Source organism: Kordiimonas lipolytica, assembly GCF_042651265.1.
Lineage (GTDB): Bacteria > Pseudomonadota > Alphaproteobacteria > Sphingomonadales > Kordiimonadaceae > Kordiimonas > Kordiimonas lipolytica.
Genome location: NZ_JBHSCR010000014.1, coordinates 179,234 through 196,526, shown reverse-complemented (window position 1 = coordinate 196,526; position 17,293 = coordinate 179,234). Strand labels below are relative to the sequence as shown.

Here is a 17,293-nt window from a genome sequence, read left to right as displayed (position 1 = left end):
AGGCCGCCTGGAAAACAAACACAGGCTTTATCTGCCGGTTTTATTTAACTATAAATAAATCTTGCTGAATTCAGACCAACACACAAGTCATATAAGATACCAAGGGACATATGAAGGTCAATTCGGATAACCCGCTGCACGCTTTTGCAGCCTGGACGACTGGCGTAGACGCCTCCTGGTCGAGCCTGGCGCTTGACCGCGCGCGAGACGCCTTCATTGACACCATCGCTGTCATGGTGCCCGGTGCGCGCGAGGACGTTACACACAAAGTGTTCACTCTCGCCCGCAGGTGGGGCCAAGGCGACTGCCGCGCGGTTGGCTTTGAAGGCGGCCTGTCTGCCCCCATGGCCGCCCTGGTGAACGGCACGGCCGCCCATGCCCTTGATTTTGACGACAATTTCGATCCAGCAAAAGCCCACGCCAGCGCAGTTCTGGTACCTGCCCTTCTGGCCATTGCGGACGAACGCGACCTAACGGGCGAAGCGCTTCTTGATGCCTATATCGTTGGCCTGCAGATGGTTGGCCGTGTGGGCCAGGGCGTGAACCCTTACCACCGCAGCCGCGGCTGGCACGCCACGGCAACGGTTGGCACCGTAGGCACGGCTGCCGGATGCGCGCGACTGATGGGCCTGGATGCCGAGCAAACAGCCCACGCCATTTCGCTTTCAACAAGCCTTGCCGGTGGCTTCATGAGCCAGTTCGGCACCATGACCAAACCGCTGCATGCAGGGCTTGCAGCCGCAGGCGCGGTTCAGGCCGCCCAGTTCGCCGAGGCCGGCATTACAGCAGGCGCGAACACGCTGCATGCCGCGAACGGCATGGGAACGCTGATGGTCGGCCAGGATGTGGAAGAGCTGCGCGCCACCATGGCAGACAAGGATGAATATGGTCAGAAAGTCCAGTTCGCGACCAAGGATATCGGCACGCCGCTGCATATTGAAGAATATGGCCTGAAACTGAAGCGTTTCCCCAACTGTGGCAGCGTCCACCGTGCGCTCGACGGCCTTCTTTTCCTGCGCGAAAAACATGGCTTTGAAGCCCCTGATGTGGCGGAAATTTTTGTGCGTGCGCCGGCTGCGCACCTCCGGAACCTGATGTATGAGCGCCCAACCAATTCGATGGAAGCCAAATTCAGCCTTGAATATGGACTGGCTGTTGGACTATTGACGGGCAACGCGACGCTGGCGGACTATGAAGAGGCCGCGATCAGTCGCCCGGAAGTTACCGCGCTGTTGCCGCTTGTGCGCAAAGAGTATGTCGAGAAACTGGAGAGCGATTTCCCGACACAGGTTCATGTTACGCTGAAGTCTGGCACCACCATGAGCATTGAAGTTGAAATGCCGGTGGGCTCAAGTGCTGCACCCCTGACGCTGGACCAGCTTTGGGACAAATTCGACGGCTGTGTGGGCACCCTTCTGGACAAAGAGAGATACAAGACCGCAAGAGAGACATTGATGGCACTTCCGAAGGGCGAAAGCGCTCGTAAACTCATGTCTTCCTTAACGGCCTAGTCTGATTTAAACTATGCCCGTTGGGTAGGAGGGATAACCCTATGACTGTAACCAAGAAAGCCACAGCTTTGGTGCTGGCTGCCAGCCGTCGCGGCGCCGCCGACGTTGTCGCCCAAGCCCAAGGGGTCAGCCACAAGTGCCTGGTAACACTTGATGGTGTCGTGATGCTGGAACGCGTCATCCGCGAAATAAAAAACGCCCGTGGCATCGACCGTGTGTTTGTTTCAATCGAAAGCGAAGAGCTGCTCAGGACTGTGCCCGCGCTCGCTAAAATGCTGGACAAGGGCGAAATTCAGTATGTGCCGAGCGCGGAAAACCTCTATCTTTCGGTCGCGGACGCTGCCGCCCGGATCGAGGACCCGTACCCACTCGTGATCACCACAGGGGACAACGCCCTGCACACCACTGAAATGGTTGACCATTTCTGCAAGGAAATTGAGCAGCACAAGCCCGATGCAGCCGTTGCCATGACCCCAGCATCCGTTATCTTGGAAGCATATCCCGAAGGCAAGCGCGCCTTCCATAATCTCAAGGACGGTGGCTGGTCCAGCTGCAACCTCTATGCGCTGGCCAACGAGAAAGCCTTGGAAACCGCCAAGATTTTCGAGGGTGGCGGCCAGTTCGGCAAGAAACCGCAGCGTATCATGAAGGCCTTTGGCCTGATGTTCATGCTCAAGTACCGCTACAAGCTGGCCACCATTCACGAGCTGGCCGCGAGCCTGTCACGGCGCTGGAAATTGACGGTGCAGGTGATCCGCATGCCATTCGCCGATGCACCAATTGATGTGGACAACCCAGGCGACATGGAACTGACGGATCAAATCCTGAAGTCCCGCCGCATGGCTGCACAGTAGCAACCAAGCTTAATCCAGAAAAAGGCGTCCATTGGCACCTTTTTTCGCTTCTGCAGCCTGAAATTAGTTAAATCAGGTCCGTCCCCGATAAGACGAAACATTTCTGAAACGCTAGTGTAACGAACGTTTACGGCCTTTTTATTGTTTCGGTCCTGAAGCGAAAACGCCCCCGTTTGAAGCATATCGGTTGTCGAATTGCCTTATTTGGGGCAAAATCAGCCCTTATGCGACGTTTTGTCAGAGTGTTTTGTTCTGATCTTTGTTTATTTTTTAGTCTGAAATGTCCGCGACGGCCGCGAGTTAAGTAAGGCCTCATAAAAAGCAGAAAGAAAAAAAGAAGCCGCTTATGCCACACCGCATTGGATTTCTGTTCAACCATGATGCCGCTCATCAGGTCAGCCATCTTGCGCCCATGATTCCGGCGCTGGCAGGCACTGCTGATGATGTGGAAATTGAGGTTTTCGCCTCCACTGAAGAACAACTTGAAATGGTCCGCGAAATTGCGGGCGATACGCCCCGCTGTCAGTTCACGCTGCTTGATGTGCCGCTTGTCTACAAAGTGCTCGACAAGCTCTTGAACAAAGTCGCGCCATTCAAGCGCATCGCTGTTTTGAAAAACAACCTCGACCATTTCCGCCAGTTGGACACCCTGGTGGTGCCGGAGCGCACCAGCCTGATGCTGCGTGAGGTCTTTGGCCTGACCCACCTGAAAATGGTCCGTGTCTGCCATGGTGCTGGCGACCGGGACGTCGCCTGGTCGGACAATATCTCCAAATTCGATTATGTTTTCCTGCCTGGTGACAAACACCGCGACCGGATGATCGCCCTTGGCATCGTGCAGCCGGAAAACAGCGCCGTGATCGGCTATATGAAGTTCGATGCTCTGGCGGAGGAAAATATCGTCCACCGTCCGTTCAAGAACCAGCGACCGATCGTGCTCTATAACCCACACTTCGATCCTTACCTGTCTTCCTGGTTCACCATGGGCGAAGAGGTTCTGGACTATTTCGCGAACAACAAGGATTTCAACCTGATCTTTGCGCCTCATGTGATGCTCTACAAGCGCCGCATCCATACGTCACTGACCAACCGGGTGGTGCGCTGGCGGAAGGATTTGGCCAAGCGTTTCAAGAACAGCGACAATATCCTGATCGACACCGGCAGCCCGGCCTGCATGGACATGACCCACATACGCTCGGCCGACATCTATCTGGGTGACGTCTCCAGTCAGGTGTATGAATTCATTGCCCGTCCACGGCCCTGCATCTTCCTTAACGGACACGGCGCGGACTGGCAGCGCGACCCGAAATATAAATTCTGGACCCTCGGCCCCGTTGCGTCCTCAATTGACCAACTCGACCAAGCTTTGAAGGCCGCACTTGAAACGCCTCACGCCTACAGGGCGGAGCAACAGAAGCTCTTCAAGTCGTCTATCGACCTTCAGCAAAAATCATCCGCACAGCGTGCCGCCGAAGCCTATTGTAACTTTCTGGGGCTAGATACGTGTCAACCTGTACCGCTGAAAAAATACGGGTAATTGTCCTTGCTGGCCGCCGCCCGGAGGGCGACCCGGTCGCGGACATGTTCAACGTCAAATACAAGGCCGCCGCCCATATCGGCGGACGCGCCATGCTCAACCGTGTCGTGGACGCGCTCGATGCATCGGGGCGTGTGTCAGATATCTTCATCCTGACCCAGTCGCCCGAAGACATGGCGGCGCTCGAAGATTTCGAGCCGTTCAAGGCACGGCGCGATGTAACTTTTGTCGCCAGCGGCGATTCCATCTGTGGCAGCATCGTGGATTTCCTCGACAGTCACCCAAGCAACCAGCCGACCCTGGTAACCACATGCGATCATGTATTGCTGACGGGTAGCGATGTCGCGGCTTTCCTCGACGGCCAGCCTTTGGACACCGATATCGCCGTGGGGCTGGTGCCGGCGGAAACAGTGCTGGCCAAGATACCGGCGGCCCGCCGCACATGGCTGAAGTTCGCGCGGGGCGCGGCCTACACCAGCTGCAACCTGTTCCTGCTGAAGGGACAACGCGCCCGCTCGGTCCTGGCCTTCTGGGCTGGTATCGAACATAACCGCAAGCGCGTCTGGCGGCTTGCCTGGCATTTCGGCCCACTGGTCTTTATCGCTTTTGCCTTGCGCCTCTTGAGCCTGGAAAGCGCTTTCAGCCGCGCCTCCCACTCCATTGGTGCCACGGTCCACCCCGTCATCCTCAAGGAAGCCCATTTGTCCATCGATGTAGACAAGCCTTCGGATGTCATGATCGCCAGCGAGATTCTGGATACCTGATTATGCAGCGCCAAAGACTTGTCATCTTCGATCTGGACCGAACCATCATCAGATTTGGCAGCTACACGCCTTTTCTGCTTTGGTACGCATGGCATTATGCTCCCCACCGCCTGCTGTTGACGCCGGTGATGTTGCTGGTGATGGCGGCCTACAAGCTCAAGGCTTTTTCCCGCAGCCGATTGAAGGAAGTCATGTTCCACCTGCTGGTTGGCACTAAACCGCTTGCCCACCTAGAGGGCGCAGCCGATGCCTTCGCCAACATGATCGTGCGCGGGAAATGCTATACGGACGCGCTGAGCGCCATTTCCAGGCACAAGGCCCAAGGCGACATCCTTGTGCTGGCCACCGCCAGCTATGCCTTCTATGCCGCCCCCATCGCCAACAAACTTGGTTTCAACCACCTGGTGGCCACGAGGCTGGAGACGCGGAACGGCATGGTGATCCCCCGCATCCAGGGTGACAATTGTTATGGCGACGCAAAGCGGGCCATGGTTCAGCAGTTGATCCAGGGGCAGAAACTGGGCGGCCTGGAGACCCTTTTCTATACCGATGACCACAGCGATATACCGACCCTTGATCTGGTGGATTCAGCCGTTGCAGTGAACCCAACCCGCAAGCTGCGCCAGTATGCCAGCCAGCACGACCGGGTGGAAACAGCCATCTGGCATTGACGCCTAAGCGGCGTCGGCTGGCGCGACCCTGCGGATGGGGCCGGGCAACCTGTGTTTCTTGTATTATTAACTTCTGCGGCTTATTCTGGCTGAAACCTAAGACAAAAAAAATCGGGACAGCACGGTGCGCGCAGACAGTACAACAACCCTCCGCTCTCTTTATCCATCCATCGAGCCGTATGCGAGCGAACGCCTGAAAGTGCCAGGCGGGCATGAGATTTATGTGGAGCAGTCCGGCAACCCGGTGGGCGCACCGATTGTGTTTGTCCATGGCGGCCCTGGCGGCGGCACCAGCCCGATCCAGCGGCGTTTCTTCAACCCGGCGAAATACCGCATCATATTGTTTGACCAGCGCGGCTGCGGCAAAAGCCGCCCGCACGCGTCCCTCGACCACAACACCAGCCAGCATCTGGTGGCCGACATGGAAGCCATCCGGCAACATCTGAATATCGACAGCTGGTTCCTGTTTGGCGGGTCTTGGGGCAGCACCCTGTCGCTTCTGTATGGCCAGGCCTTTCCAGAACGCACGCGTGGCCTGATCCTGCGCGGCATTTTCCTGTCGCGCCAGCGCGAGCTGGACTGGTTCTATCGTGGCGGCACCAGCAGCATTTTCCCCGAAGCCTGGGCGCGTTTCTGCGGCCCGATCCCGGAAGAAGAGCGCGGTGACCTGATCAGCGCCTATTATAAGCGCCTGGTGGACCCTGACTGGGAAGAAGACCGCCTGACCTTCGCCAAGGAATGGAGCCTGTGGGAAGGCAGCACCGTGACACTGGTGCCCGATGAAGAACAACGCGCCCATTCGGTGGATCCTGTTTTCGCGCTCGCCTTCGCGCGGATCGAGGCCCACTATTTCAAGCACCGCAGCTTCCTTGAGGCCGACAACCAGATTCTGGACGACGCCCATAAGCTCAGGGGCGTGCCCACCACCATTGTGCAGGGCCGCTATGACGCCATCTGCCCACCGACAAGCGCGTGGGAGCTGGCGCAGGCCATGCCGTGGGCGACGCTGAAGATGGTGCCGGTGGCAGGCCATTCGGCGTTCGAGCCCGCGATCCAGCATGAGCTGATCTGCGCCACAGACGCGGCGTAGGCCAAGTTAACAGGTCGTCATTCGCCAACTGCTGTATGGATGCTGAAACAAGTTCAGCATGACGACCTGAGTTGCTTAAGCCGTCCACCCCACTCATCTGTCACCCTGAACTTGTTTCAGGGTCCATTTCGAAACTACCTGCCCCCTGCGACGTGATGTCCCTTGCCTGAGCCTATATAGTCAGGCTATGAGCAGGACAAAGGAGAACACCCGTGAAAGCAATTTTGTCCGCCCTTATTCTGGCCCTCAGTTTTTCCGTCACCGCGTTCGCCCACGGCGAGCATGATGGCGAAGGCATTGAAATTGAAAAGGTCTGGGCGCGCAAAACCAGCCGCACGGTCTCTGCCGCTGTGTATCTGACCATCCGCAACAACACGCACGACATTATTGAGCTGACGGGCGCGGATACAGATATTGCGAACACCACCATGATCCACCGGTCCTATGAGGAAGGCGGCATCATGAAGATGGACCATGTGATGAGCGTGCCGCTGAAGCCGGGCGAGACCTTCACGCTCGCGCCCGGCGGCTATCATGTGATGCTGATGGGCCTTAAAAAGCCGCTTGAGAAAGGCGATGTCTTCCCGCTGACGCTGGAGTTCGACGGCGAGCATGAGCGCGAGGTGATTGTGGAAGTCACCGGCATGATGGGGATGCAGTAGTCAAAAACCAGTATAAATTGCAAAAAGTCCAATATCGTATGCTATGCTAACTTCATGATACCTTGGAGTGTGCATTACTATGAAGTCGTTTTCTAAGTGGCTATGCTTTTTTCGAGCTTTGCTCACAGCTATCGGCATTATATGGCTCTTTATCGAGTCATATGAGGGCATCACAAATCAGGAATTAGACCTTTCCTACAAAGATTTTTTGTTAAGCTCTACTCTCCTCGGGCTACTTCTATTCTTTGCAGATGGTCTTTTCTTAGAAGGTTTCTTCAAAAACGAAATCGTTATTTCCAGCAATAGTTTCGACACAAAAATATCCGTGCTTTTTGGCGATTTTTTTGATCAAAAAGGCTGGAAAGCCATTGGGGTGAACGACTGTTTTGATGACATCGTTGATGACATAATAGTATCATCCAAGAGCCTTCACGGCCAGGTCATTCAGAAATTCTGGGGAGGAAATAGTGGCAATTGGCGAAACCAAGTCGACACAGCACTCTCTCAAACGCCCTTTACAACCATTACAAGGAATCCTGGGCGTACACGACGCTATGAAATTGGAACAACCGCGACAGCTATTGTTAACGAAAATAAGTTCCTTTTTGTCGCGCTTGGCCGAACCGATGAAACAACTCATCGAACGTCGGCTACAGCGGAAGACCTAATTAAAGCAGTTCGGGGGCTTCTAGTTAAAGCTCGAAACTCCTGTTCCAACGAAACTATTTACATCCCGCTGCTAGGTTCTGGGCTTGCCCGCATTGGTATCAAAAACGCTATTCTTGTCGACTTAATACTCACCGCGGTGTTTGAAGAAACTAAACAGGGAAAGGTCTCAAATTCCATAAAAATAGTTTTGCCAAAAGACAAGAAGCCTGAAATCGATTTGGGATCAATCTATCAAGATTGGAAGTAGATATGGCTTATCGCAATGGAACCTACATTGCTTTTGACGGCCTTGGACAAACCGACCCGAGCAAGTCGGACTTTAGATATTACTCAACCATACAAGCCTGGAGTTCAAAAAAGCATATCGAATTCAAATTCGTGAACAGCCACGAGAAGACGTATGCAGTTAGAGATAGCAGCCAAAGATCTACCCTAGAATCGAGGATAAGAGAGCGCCTTGCCAAATCAAAAAACTGCCTCGTTATTTTAAGCGATAAAACGAGGAGTTCCGGCAGCATGCTCAGCTATGAAATTGAACAAGCCGTTGATAGGTATGAGCTGCCTCTAATTATCACCTATCCCGGCTTCAACATTGTGTCCAAACCAATATTGTTGAAAAATCGTTGGCCAGAAGCGCTAACGGAGAGAGTTCACCAGGAAACTGCTTATGCTATTCATATCCCATTTAAAAAGGGGGCAATTTTAGATTCTATTAGCCAATTTACGGTACATGCTAACGCATTGACTGGACCTCTCAATTTTTATTCTGCAAAAGCCCACTCCGAGCTAGGTTGCACATAGCCCTAACCCAGCCAGCCTTTGAGCTCGTTCCTTGCGACGCTCTCGAGCACCCACATGCCCTGCTCTGTGTCATTCAGGCACGGGATATAGTGGAAGTGGGTGCCGCCGTTCTCAAGGAAGGTTTCCCGAAGTTCCATATTGATTTCTTCAAGGGTTTCCAGACAGTCCTGTGAAAAGGCCGGGGCGAGCACGGCGAGCTTTTTGACGCCGTCCTTGGCCATCTGCTCGACCGTTTTGTCCGTGTAGGGCTGCACCCATTCGGTGGGACCGACGCGCGACTGGAAGCTGGTCACCAGCTTGCCTTCCGGCAGATCAAGCGCGTCGTTCAGCAAACGGCTGGTCTTATGGCAGTGGCAGGGGTATGGATCCCCCTTATCCCAGTAGGCCTTTGGGATCGAATGGTAGGACGCCAGGATTTTATCCGGCTCCCAATCCAATGTGCTCAGGCTGTCTTTCACACTCGCGGCAAGCGCGGAAGGGTATTCCAGCGTATCAAAGTAAGCCGGCACCGTGCGCACAGATGGCATCCAGCGCATCTCGCCCATTACCTCGAAAGCTTTCTCATAAGCTGTCGCAGTCGTCGTGGCGCTATATTGCGGATAGAGCGCGAACAACAGGATGCGGTCACAACCCTTTTCGCGCAGGCGCGTGAGGCCATCCTTGGTGGACGGCGTGCCGTACCGGAAGGCCCATTCAACCTCGGCTTCTTCCCCGAAGGCGGCCTGCAGCTTTTCGGCCTGGCCTCTAGCGTAGGTCCGAAGCGGGCTTTCGTTTCGCTCCTTGTCCCAAATTTTGGCGTAGGCCTTGGCGGACTTGCCAGACCGGAAGGTCAGGATCGGGCCATGAAGGATCGGCAGCCAGATCAGGCGCGGCGTTTCCACCACGCGCGGGTCCGAGAGGAACTCCGCCAGATATTTCCGAACCGCGCCATAGGTGGGGGCGTCGGGCGTGCCAAGGGACATCATCAGGATGCCCAGCTTGCCGTGGGCCACGGTGGGGTGATCTGTCGGTTTTTCGCTGGTCATAGGTCTGTTCGCCGTTTTCTTAACTTTGCTTGCGCCGTTTCTACGACAGCGGCGCCGAAATGGCTCATGAAAAAATCAGATATCTGTCATCTGGCGCGTATCTCGCTCGTGTGCCTACTGCAGGATACGCACCAGCATGCTTCCGGCCTCGCGCACCGGGTCTGTGGCCACGGCCAGCACCCAGCCGTCATGCGGGGCCGTGTAGGTGCGAATTTCATGCCCGAACGCGTCATACAGCGTGGCTACATCCTGGCCCTTCTTCACCGCGTCCTTCAGGCCCACATGCAAAACGGCAATGCCGCCCCGGTCGGCATACACATTGGTGTAGTTCGACCCCACGATGGCTTTCACCGGCGGCTGTTCCACACTGCCCGGCACCATCCTGTGCGCCCGCATCAGGTTCTGGAGGCCCCAGACCGCGCGGTCAATCAGCTCCCCCTGGAACTGCTTTGGCGCGCCCACTTCAAGCGTAACAGCCGGAATGCCCTCTTTCATCAGGCTGGTCTCCAGCGTGCCCTGCTGGCCCGCGTCATTCTTGATCATGTCGGGGCCAAGGGTATGGGCCGCCGCGCGCGCTGTGCTGTTGCCGAAATCGGCGAACACAAAAAGCGGATAGGCAGCGCCCCGCGTCTGGGTGTGGATATCCACGGCGAAATCAGCGTTCTGGCGAATGAGGCCCTGCCACAGGGCACCAAGATAGCGCCCGGATGTGCTGCCACTTTCGCCCACACTGCCTGGGAAATTACGGTTCAGATCAACCAGCGAGCCACCGCCCGCAGACACCGGGAAGCGCCTGTTGTTGGCATTGATGCCCGGCTGGTTCAGCCCCGGCACTGCCACCACCGTGCCTGAAAGGGTCTTTGGGTCCAGCTTTTCCAGAAGCCGGTGCAGCACGGCGATGCCGTTCAGCTCATCACCGTGGACCGCGGCGGTCAACAGAAGCGTCTTGCCATCCTTCGCGCCGCGCACCACCACAACCGGCACATGAATGGGCGCGCCGGTGTTGCGCCAGCCCGCGCGGAAATAGAAATCATGCCGCCCTTCGGGCAGCCGCTCGGCCTCAAGCCTGGTGATCACCGTAACGCCGCCCACACGGTCACCCGTGTCTTCCATGGGCGGCATCATAGAGGCGCGTGACGGCGCCGCGACAAAAAGGCTGACAAGAAGGCCAAGGGTTATCGTGCGAACTGGCATCATGTGGTTACTGCTCCGTTTGCTTTCAAAGCATCGCCTATCATCGCAACAGACCGGCTTCAATTGCAAATATGTAATGCAATATCATCCAGCCATGTAATGGAATATCATCCAGAAATTTGCCTTGCACACCAACATATTATCGGGCCAAATAAGGGCGAAACCAGAGGGACTGTTATGGGTGCGAACTGCTGTCATGATGTGAAGTTTGAAGGGATGGACCCGCGCTATAAGCGTGCGCTCATCTATGTGATCCTCATCAATGCGGCCATGTTCCTGTTTGAAATGCCCATGGGCTTTGTGGGCCAGAGCCAGGCGCTGAAGGCAGATGCGCTTGATTTCCTGGGCGACACCTTCACCTACGGCCTGTCGCTTTATGTGATTGGCAAGGCCGGCAGCCTGCGCGCCAAGGCCGCGCTTTTCAAAGGCATCAGCCTTTCGGTAATGGGCTTGTGGGTATTGGGGTCCACCATCTATACGGTTTTCTATCTGAACCAACCAACCGCCGCGATTATGGGCGGCGTTGGGGCAGCGGCGCTGGCCGCCAATGTTGCGAGCGTGCTTCTGCTGATGCGCTTCAAGGACGGTGACGCCAACGTGCGGTCCGTGTGGCTTTGCAGCCGCAATGACGCCATCGGCAACGTGATGGTGATGGTGGCGGCGTCCGGCGTGTGGATTTCCGGCACCGGCTGGCCGGACCTGATTGTGGCAGGCATCATGGCATCGCTGTTCCTGTCCGGCTCGTTCCAGATTATCCGGCAGGCCAGCCACGAGCTTTCGCACCACCGCACTGCGGCCGCAGAATAGGCCGGGGCCCGTGGGACGCACGCAGTGGCAGCTGTTTGGCACAAGGCGCTTCCTGCCGCTTTTCATCACACAGTTTCTTGGTGCGCTGAATGATAACCTGTTCCGGCAGGCGCTTGTTATCCTGATCACCGTCAAGCTGGCGTCCGAGATGGGTATCCAGCCGTCCATCCTGACCAACCTGGCGATCGGGCTGTTCATCCTGCCCTTCTTCTTGTTTTCCGCGCTTGCCGGGCAACTTGCCGACAAGTATGAGAAAACCAACCAGATCGTGTGGATCAAGATTTGGGAAATTGGCCTGATGGTGGTGGGCGGCTTTGCCATCTATTTCCAGAATTTCTACATGATGGTGGCTGTGCTTTCCGGGCTGGGGCTCCAGAGCACCTTCTTCGGCCCGATCAAATATGGTGTCCTGCCTGACCTGATGAAAACAGATGAGCTTCTGGGCGCCAACGCGCTTATCGAAGCCGGCACCTTTGTTGCCATCCTGCTTGGCATCCTGGTGGGTGGGCTGGTGATCAGCCAGGACGGTGACAATTTCATCATCTCCGGCATCATGATCGCTTTCGCCGTCATCGGCACGCTGACAGGGCGGCTGGTCCCCAAAACCGGGCAGGCCGCGCCCAACCTGGACATCCGGGTGAATATCTTCACCTCAACCGGCACGCTTCTGAAAAGCGCATGGCAAAATGATATCGCACGCCCAGCCATCATCGGCATCAGCTGGATCTGGCTTTATGGTTCCATCTATATCGCGCAGATACCCGAAATCGTTTACGCGCGCATGGGCGGGGACAAAACAGTCATCACGCTGGTGATCGCCTGTTTCTCGGTCGGTATTGGCGCGGGCGCGCTTTTGTGCAGCCGCATTTTGAAGGGCGAAATTTCAGCCCGCCTGGCGCCCCGTGCCCTTGTGGGGCTTGGCGCTGTCAGCCTGGCCTTTATTTGGGCCCTACCAGAAGTGCCCAGTGTGCCCTTTTCTGCTGAAACTGTCGTTGGTCTGAAGGCCTTTATCGCCGCTCCATCCAACTGGCCGATGCTTATCGCGCTGATTGGTGTGGCCATGATGGCAGGCATGGTAATCGTGCCGCTTTACACCATTTTGCAGGAATATACCCCGCGCGAGGCCCGGTCGCGTGCGATTGCCGCCAACAATGTATTCAACAGCGCCTTCATGGCGGGCGGTACCATCATCGCCGCAGCCCTCCTGGCGACAGGCTTGACGGTTATCCAGATCCTGATCCTGTATGCCGCCGCAAACCTTGTGCTGCTGCGCCCCGCCGCGCGGTTGAAGGCACGCATTGAGAATGCCAATTGAAAACTGTCCCTACACAGCAGCGGTTAAAATTGATACATTTGAATCAAAGACTTGTGACAACCCCAGCAGCCTGCATATAGTGGCGCGAGGAGGAGCATCACGTGACACGCATCTTTAGCCGCCGCAAACGACCGGTCCTGGAAGCGCTGGGGCAGATCTTCATTGTTCTGTCATTCATTGGCGCTGTGGTTCACGGGGCCGGATGGCACCCGGACGGCATCCTGTGGAGCGTTCTCTCCAAAGCCAGTGCCGTGTCTTTCCTGGCGCTGTTTGTTGCCGTGAATATACGCACATTCGGGCACGCCCTTTTGTTTTTCGCGCTCATATTCTCTGTTTCAGGGGATGTGCTCCTGGAAATTCCAACCGACCCGCCTGGGCAGGCATTCCTGCGCGGCATGATGGGCTTCATGGTTGGCCACATTTTCTTCATCGTTCTGTACCTTACCAACCGCCAACCCATGAGCGACATAAGCACGCTGCCTGTCAGGCTGTCGTCGCTATTGTGGCTGTTCGCCTTCTTCTCCGGCTACATGCTGTATGACGGTTTGGGCGAGATGCGCATGTATGTGTATGTCTACACCGCTGTCCTGACTGCCATGGCAACCTCTGCGCTGCTCAGCAAATTTCCGTTCCGCTTGACTGGCATCGGGGCTGTGTTGTTCGTGCTGTCGGATGCCGCTATTGGCGCACGCGAGTTCATGGGAGCCCCAGAGTATGTCGGCTATTTCATATGGGCCGCTTATTATGCATCACAGCTTATGATGACGATGGGGGTCATGCTGACGGACGACCGACCAACAAACTTTGGCGGGTATCGATTTGACTAGGGCCAGCCTTGGCCTTACATCTTTTTGTCACCCTCATTGATGGAACAAGGCCATGATCACAGTGGACCGCGATATGAAAATTCTGCAGAAGAAAGCAGCCACGCTCGTCGAAGCGCTTCCCTACATGCGCAAATATGCTGGCGAAACCTTCGTTATCAAATACGGCGGACATGCCATGGGCGATGACGCGCTGGCACGCCAGTTCGCCCAGGACATCACGCTTTTGAAACAGGTGGGCATCAACCCAGTGGTTGTCCATGGAGGCGGCCCACAGATTGGCGAAATGCTCAAGAAGCTCTCGATCGAGACCGACTTTGTTGACGGCCTTCGCGTGACCTGCAAAGCAACTGTGGATATCGCCGAAATGGTGCTGTGTGGCTCTATCAGCAAATCCATCGTCGCTGACATCAACGCGGCAGGTGGCCGGGCCATCAGCATGTCAGGCAAAGACGGCAAGCTGGTCACCGCCACCAAGATGGAAAAATCCAAGCCAGACCCGGACAGCAATATCGAGAAGGTAATCGACCTGGGTTTCGTGGGCGAACCCACGCATGTCGACCCGACCGTCCTCAAGCAAAGCATGGCCAACGGCATCATCCCCGTGATCTCACCCATCGCGGCTGGCGAAGACGGCAATACCTATAACATCAATGCCGATACAATGGCGGGGGCCATCGCCGGGGCACTGGGCGCACGGCGTTTCTTCCTGCTGACAGACGTGCCGGGCGTACTCAGCAAAGACAAGGAAATGCTGACGGAGTTGGACCCGGAGGACATCGCGCGCCTCAAGGCGGACGGCACCATCACCGGCGGCATGATCCCCAAGGTGGAAACCTGCATCAAGGCCGTGGAAGCCGGCGTTAAAGGTGCGGTTATCCTGGACGGCCGGGTCAAGCATGCCATGCTGCTTGAAATCTTCACCGAGCGCGGTGCAGGTACGCTGATACGGCCTGCGCACTGACCCTTTCGCGATAAGCGGCAAAATGAAGGAACAAGGGGGCCCTTTCGGCCTCCTTTGTCTTGGAGCATGGGCTGCAGAGAAGCAGGTGTGACCCAACCTCCAGGAGAAAATGGCTCAAATCAGCCTTTTTCCACAAGACACATCGAAGAAGAATGCCATTCCTTAACAGGAAAAGGCTTTTCTGAATTTTCCGTTCATATTGGGTTCAGCCCCTGATTTCCACAATTCAACCCCTGGCCGTAATCACGGCCGGACATTCTGGACAATTGATCAAAATAAGGAGAGGACTTTTGATCTACATGACTGGGGCGTGGAACTTTGGAGGGCCTGGCGGTTTTGCCATCCCCCAAACCACGGTGACGCTCGACATGCCATCAGACGTGTCGGGTGATCAAATCAGGGGGCTGATAGGGCAAACCGCAGGTGGCGGTGAGCTTGTTTTCCCCGTGGAGCCCAATGGTGGCATCGGAGATGGGGCGGGACCAATACCACTTGGAAGCCCCATGCCGGTCGAACCCGATGGTGGCATCGGAGACGGCGCCGGACCAATACCGCTTGAAGATCCAATGCCGGTCGAACCCGATGGTGGCATCGGAGACGGCGCCGGACCCATTCCCGATGGTGAAGGCGAAACCGGTGCAGATGATGGCGAAGTAACCATCATGCCTGTAGAACCCGATGGCGGCATCGGAGACGGCGCTGGCCCCATTCCAGACGGCGAAGGCGAAACCGGTGCAGATGATGGCGAAGTAACCATCATGCCTGTAGAACCCGGTGGCGGAATCGGCGACGGTGCAGGACCACCACCAGACGCGGACATTGATCCTGTTGAGGAAAACATCATTGAAGGCGGCGGCGAAGGCACGAAGGCCGATGACACCTTCATCGCCAGCGAAGAAGCCGACACCTTCATTTTCCAAGCAGGGCATGGCAACGATACGGTCCATGGGTTTGACGTGACAGAGGATCGGCTTGATTTCTCTGGAACTGAGATCGACTTCACCGACCTCGAGAGCCTGCTTGCGCACACTTTTGATCAGGTGGATGAAGGTGTGGTGTTTGGCGTCTATATCGAAACCGGTGAAGGTACCAGCGTGTATCTGGATGGCGTCTCATCAGCCGATCTTGCGTCGGCCATGATCGACTTCTAAAGGCCTTTAGCGATACTATGGCAAACAGGAGAAGCACGGTACGTCGTGCTTCTCACTCAATCCCCTGATGGGGCGATCATCTTCGATGGGTCTGTCCAGCGGTCGAAATCTTCTTCCGAAATATAGCCAAGTCTGAGCGCCGCTTCCTTCAAGAGCAGCTTTTCATCGTTCGCCAAACGGGCTATTTCCGCCGTCTTGTCATAGCCAATGTGAGGCACCAGTGACGTGGCAAGCATCAGCGAGCTTTTGAGCAGCGCGTCAATTCGGTCACGGTCTGGCTTCAACCCATCAAGACAGCGCTTGGTGAAACTATCCACCGCATCTGAAAGAAGCCTGATCGATTGAAGCACATTATAGATAATCACCGGCTTATAGGCGTTCAGCTCCAGCTGCCCCTGGCTGCCTGCAATGGTGACAGTGGTATGGTTGCCCATCACTTGCGCGCACACCATGGTCAGCGCCTCTACCTGTGTTGGATTCACCTTGCCCGCCATGATGGACGAGCCAGGTTCGTTCTTGGGCAATAGAAGCTCCGCAAGCCCGCCGCGCGGGCCAGACCCCATCAGCCGGATATCGCCCGCGATTTTCATCAGCGCCGCCGCTGCACCATTCAAGGCACCTGAAAGCGCCACAAGTTCGTCATGAGCACTGATGCCCGCGAACTTGTTGGGGGCCGGGCTGAAGGACAGGCCCGTCAGGTCGGAGATATGGCGGCAGAAAGCCGCCGCAAAATCCGGATGGCAATTCAGCCCGGTACCCACTGCCGTCCCACCTTGCGGCAATTCGCTCAGGCGTGGCAATTGCTGCGTGAACGCGGCCAACACAGCCTCCAGCTGCGCCTGATAGGCCGAAAAGGCCTGATCGAGCGTGATGGGTGTGGCGTCCTGAAAATGGGTACGCCCGAGCTTGATCACATCACCAAATCTTTGCCGAAACGCAGCGATGGATGCGGTCATGCCGTCCAGTGCAGGCAACAACCGGCCAGATAGTTCCTGCACGGCTGAGACAAGCATCGCGGTGGGAATCGTATCGTTCGACGATTGCCCCATATTGACGTGATCGTTCGGGTGCACCGGTTCCTTGGCGCCCCGCTTGCCGCCAAGCATTTCGCTCGCACGGTTGGCGATCACCTCATTGGCGTTCATGTTGCTCTGGGTACCGCTGCCGGTCTGCCATACAGGCAAAGGAAATTCGGCGTCATGCAGGCCGGCCGCTACCTCGCCCGCTGCCGCCGCAATGGCGTCAGCCAGCCTGCCATCCAGAAGACCAATATCCTTGTTCGCCAGTGCGGCAGCCTTTTTTTGATACCCCAGAGCACGAACGAACGGTATGGGCATCACCTCAGTCCCGATCGGGAAATTCATCAGGCACCGTTCGGTCTGCGCACCCCACAAACGGTCCGCCGGCACATCAATGGTGCCTAAAGAGTCGCTTTCCTGTCGGGTTCCTGCCAT

At 56.3% G+C, this 17,293-nt stretch carries 17 protein-coding genes; 14 read left to right on the top strand and 3 right to left on the bottom strand.

Translation table 11 applies throughout. The features are described 5' to 3' along the window. Positions 1–110 precede the first annotated feature (110 nt). From ACFO5Q_RS13465 to ACFO5Q_RS13425, 9 genes are all read left to right on the top strand, one after another. Complete coding sequence (locus ACFO5Q_RS13465) at positions 111–1,511, top strand: MmgE/PrpD family protein (protein ID WP_068143470.1); 1,401 nt, start codon at positions 111–113, stop codon at positions 1,509–1,511. A gap of 41 nt (positions 1,512–1,552) precedes the next feature. Further along, the gene (locus ACFO5Q_RS13460) at positions 1,553–2,365 is read left to right on the top strand and encodes a nucleotidyltransferase family protein (protein ID WP_068143468.1); all 813 of its coding nucleotides are present in this window, start codon (positions 1,553–1,555) and stop codon (positions 2,363–2,365) included. Between the two features lie 346 nt (positions 2,366–2,711). Next, positions 2,712–3,902 carry a hypothetical protein gene (locus ACFO5Q_RS13455; RefSeq protein ID WP_068143466.1) on the top strand — a complete coding sequence of 397 codons (1,191 nt, stop codon included), beginning with the start codon at positions 2,712–2,714 and terminating at the stop codon, positions 3,900–3,902. Further along, complete coding sequence (locus tag ACFO5Q_RS13450; RefSeq protein ID WP_068143464.1) at positions 3,869–4,666, top strand: nucleotidyltransferase family protein; 798 nt, start codon at positions 3,869–3,871, stop codon at positions 4,664–4,666. The genes ACFO5Q_RS13455 and ACFO5Q_RS13450 overlap by 34 nt, the downstream gene beginning before the upstream one ends. A 2-nt stretch (positions 4,667–4,668) precedes the next feature. Further along, positions 4,669–5,337, top strand: a complete 669-nt coding sequence (locus ACFO5Q_RS13445) for an HAD family hydrolase (protein WP_068143461.1) — start codon at positions 4,669–4,671, stop codon at positions 5,335–5,337. A gap of 124 nt (positions 5,338–5,461) precedes the next feature. Then, positions 5,462–6,427 carry a prolyl aminopeptidase gene (pip, locus tag ACFO5Q_RS13440; protein WP_068143459.1) on the top strand — a complete coding sequence of 322 codons (966 nt, stop codon included), beginning with the start codon at positions 5,462–5,464 and terminating at the stop codon, positions 6,425–6,427. Positions 6,428–6,639: 212 nt separating this feature from the next. Beyond that, positions 6,640–7,089, top strand: coding sequence for a copper chaperone PCu(A)C (locus ACFO5Q_RS13435; RefSeq protein WP_068143457.1), 450 nt, complete (start codon positions 6,640–6,642; stop codon positions 7,087–7,089). 79 nt (positions 7,090–7,168) lie between these two features. Further along, positions 7,169–8,005, top strand: coding sequence for a macro domain-containing protein (locus ACFO5Q_RS13430; protein ID WP_068143455.1), 837 nt, complete (start codon positions 7,169–7,171; stop codon positions 8,003–8,005). A 2-nt stretch (positions 8,006–8,007) separates the two neighbouring features. Next, positions 8,008–8,559, top strand: coding sequence for a TIR domain-containing protein (locus tag ACFO5Q_RS13425; protein ID WP_068143454.1), 552 nt, complete (start codon positions 8,008–8,010; stop codon positions 8,557–8,559). Between the two features lie 2 nt (positions 8,560–8,561). Here the strand turns inward: ACFO5Q_RS13425 and hemH are convergent, their stop codons facing one another. Together hemH and ACFO5Q_RS13415 are read right to left on the bottom strand one after the other, a co-directional pair. Continuing rightward, positions 8,562–9,584 carry a ferrochelatase gene (gene hemH / locus ACFO5Q_RS13420; protein WP_068143452.1) on the bottom strand — a complete coding sequence of 341 codons (1,023 nt, stop codon included), beginning with the start codon at positions 9,582–9,584 and terminating at the stop codon, positions 8,562–8,564. 114 nt (positions 9,585–9,698) lie between these two features. After that, positions 9,699–10,781 (bottom strand): succinylglutamate desuccinylase/aspartoacylase family protein, encoded by a 1,083-nt coding sequence (locus tag ACFO5Q_RS13415; RefSeq protein WP_068143451.1) that lies wholly within the window; start codon positions 10,779–10,781, stop codon positions 9,699–9,701. Positions 10,782–10,955: 174 nt separating this feature from the next. On the opposite strand from ACFO5Q_RS13415, the gene ACFO5Q_RS13410 reads away from it, so the two are divergent. The 5 genes from ACFO5Q_RS13410 to ACFO5Q_RS13390 all read left to right on the top strand — a co-directional run bounded on the left by ACFO5Q_RS13410 (position 10,956) and on the right by ACFO5Q_RS13390 (position 15,839). Then, positions 10,956–11,585 (top strand): cation transporter, encoded by a 630-nt coding sequence (locus ACFO5Q_RS13410; RefSeq protein WP_068143449.1) that lies wholly within the window; start codon positions 10,956–10,958, stop codon positions 11,583–11,585. 10 nt (positions 11,586–11,595) lie between these two features. Beyond that, entirely contained in the window at positions 11,596–12,900 is a 1,305-nt protein-coding gene (locus tag ACFO5Q_RS13405; RefSeq protein WP_068143447.1) for an MFS transporter, read from the top strand. 101 nt (positions 12,901–13,001) lie between these two features. Next, complete coding sequence (locus ACFO5Q_RS13400; protein ID WP_068143445.1) at positions 13,002–13,727, top strand: lysoplasmalogenase; 726 nt, start codon at positions 13,002–13,004, stop codon at positions 13,725–13,727. A gap of 52 nt (positions 13,728–13,779) precedes the next feature. Further along, complete coding sequence (gene argB, locus ACFO5Q_RS13395; RefSeq protein ID WP_082719644.1) at positions 13,780–14,688, top strand: acetylglutamate kinase; 909 nt, start codon at positions 13,780–13,782, stop codon at positions 14,686–14,688. Positions 14,689–14,978: 290 nt separating this feature from the next. Continuing rightward, positions 14,979–15,839, top strand: a complete 861-nt coding sequence (locus ACFO5Q_RS13390; protein ID WP_380084381.1) for a hypothetical protein — start codon at positions 14,979–14,981, stop codon at positions 15,837–15,839. A 56-nt stretch (positions 15,840–15,895) separates the two neighbouring features. On the opposite strand, the gene fumC is transcribed toward ACFO5Q_RS13390, so the two are convergent. Further along, positions 15,896–17,293, bottom strand: coding sequence for a class II fumarate hydratase (gene fumC / locus ACFO5Q_RS13385; protein WP_068143441.1), 1,398 nt, complete (start codon positions 17,291–17,293; stop codon positions 15,896–15,898).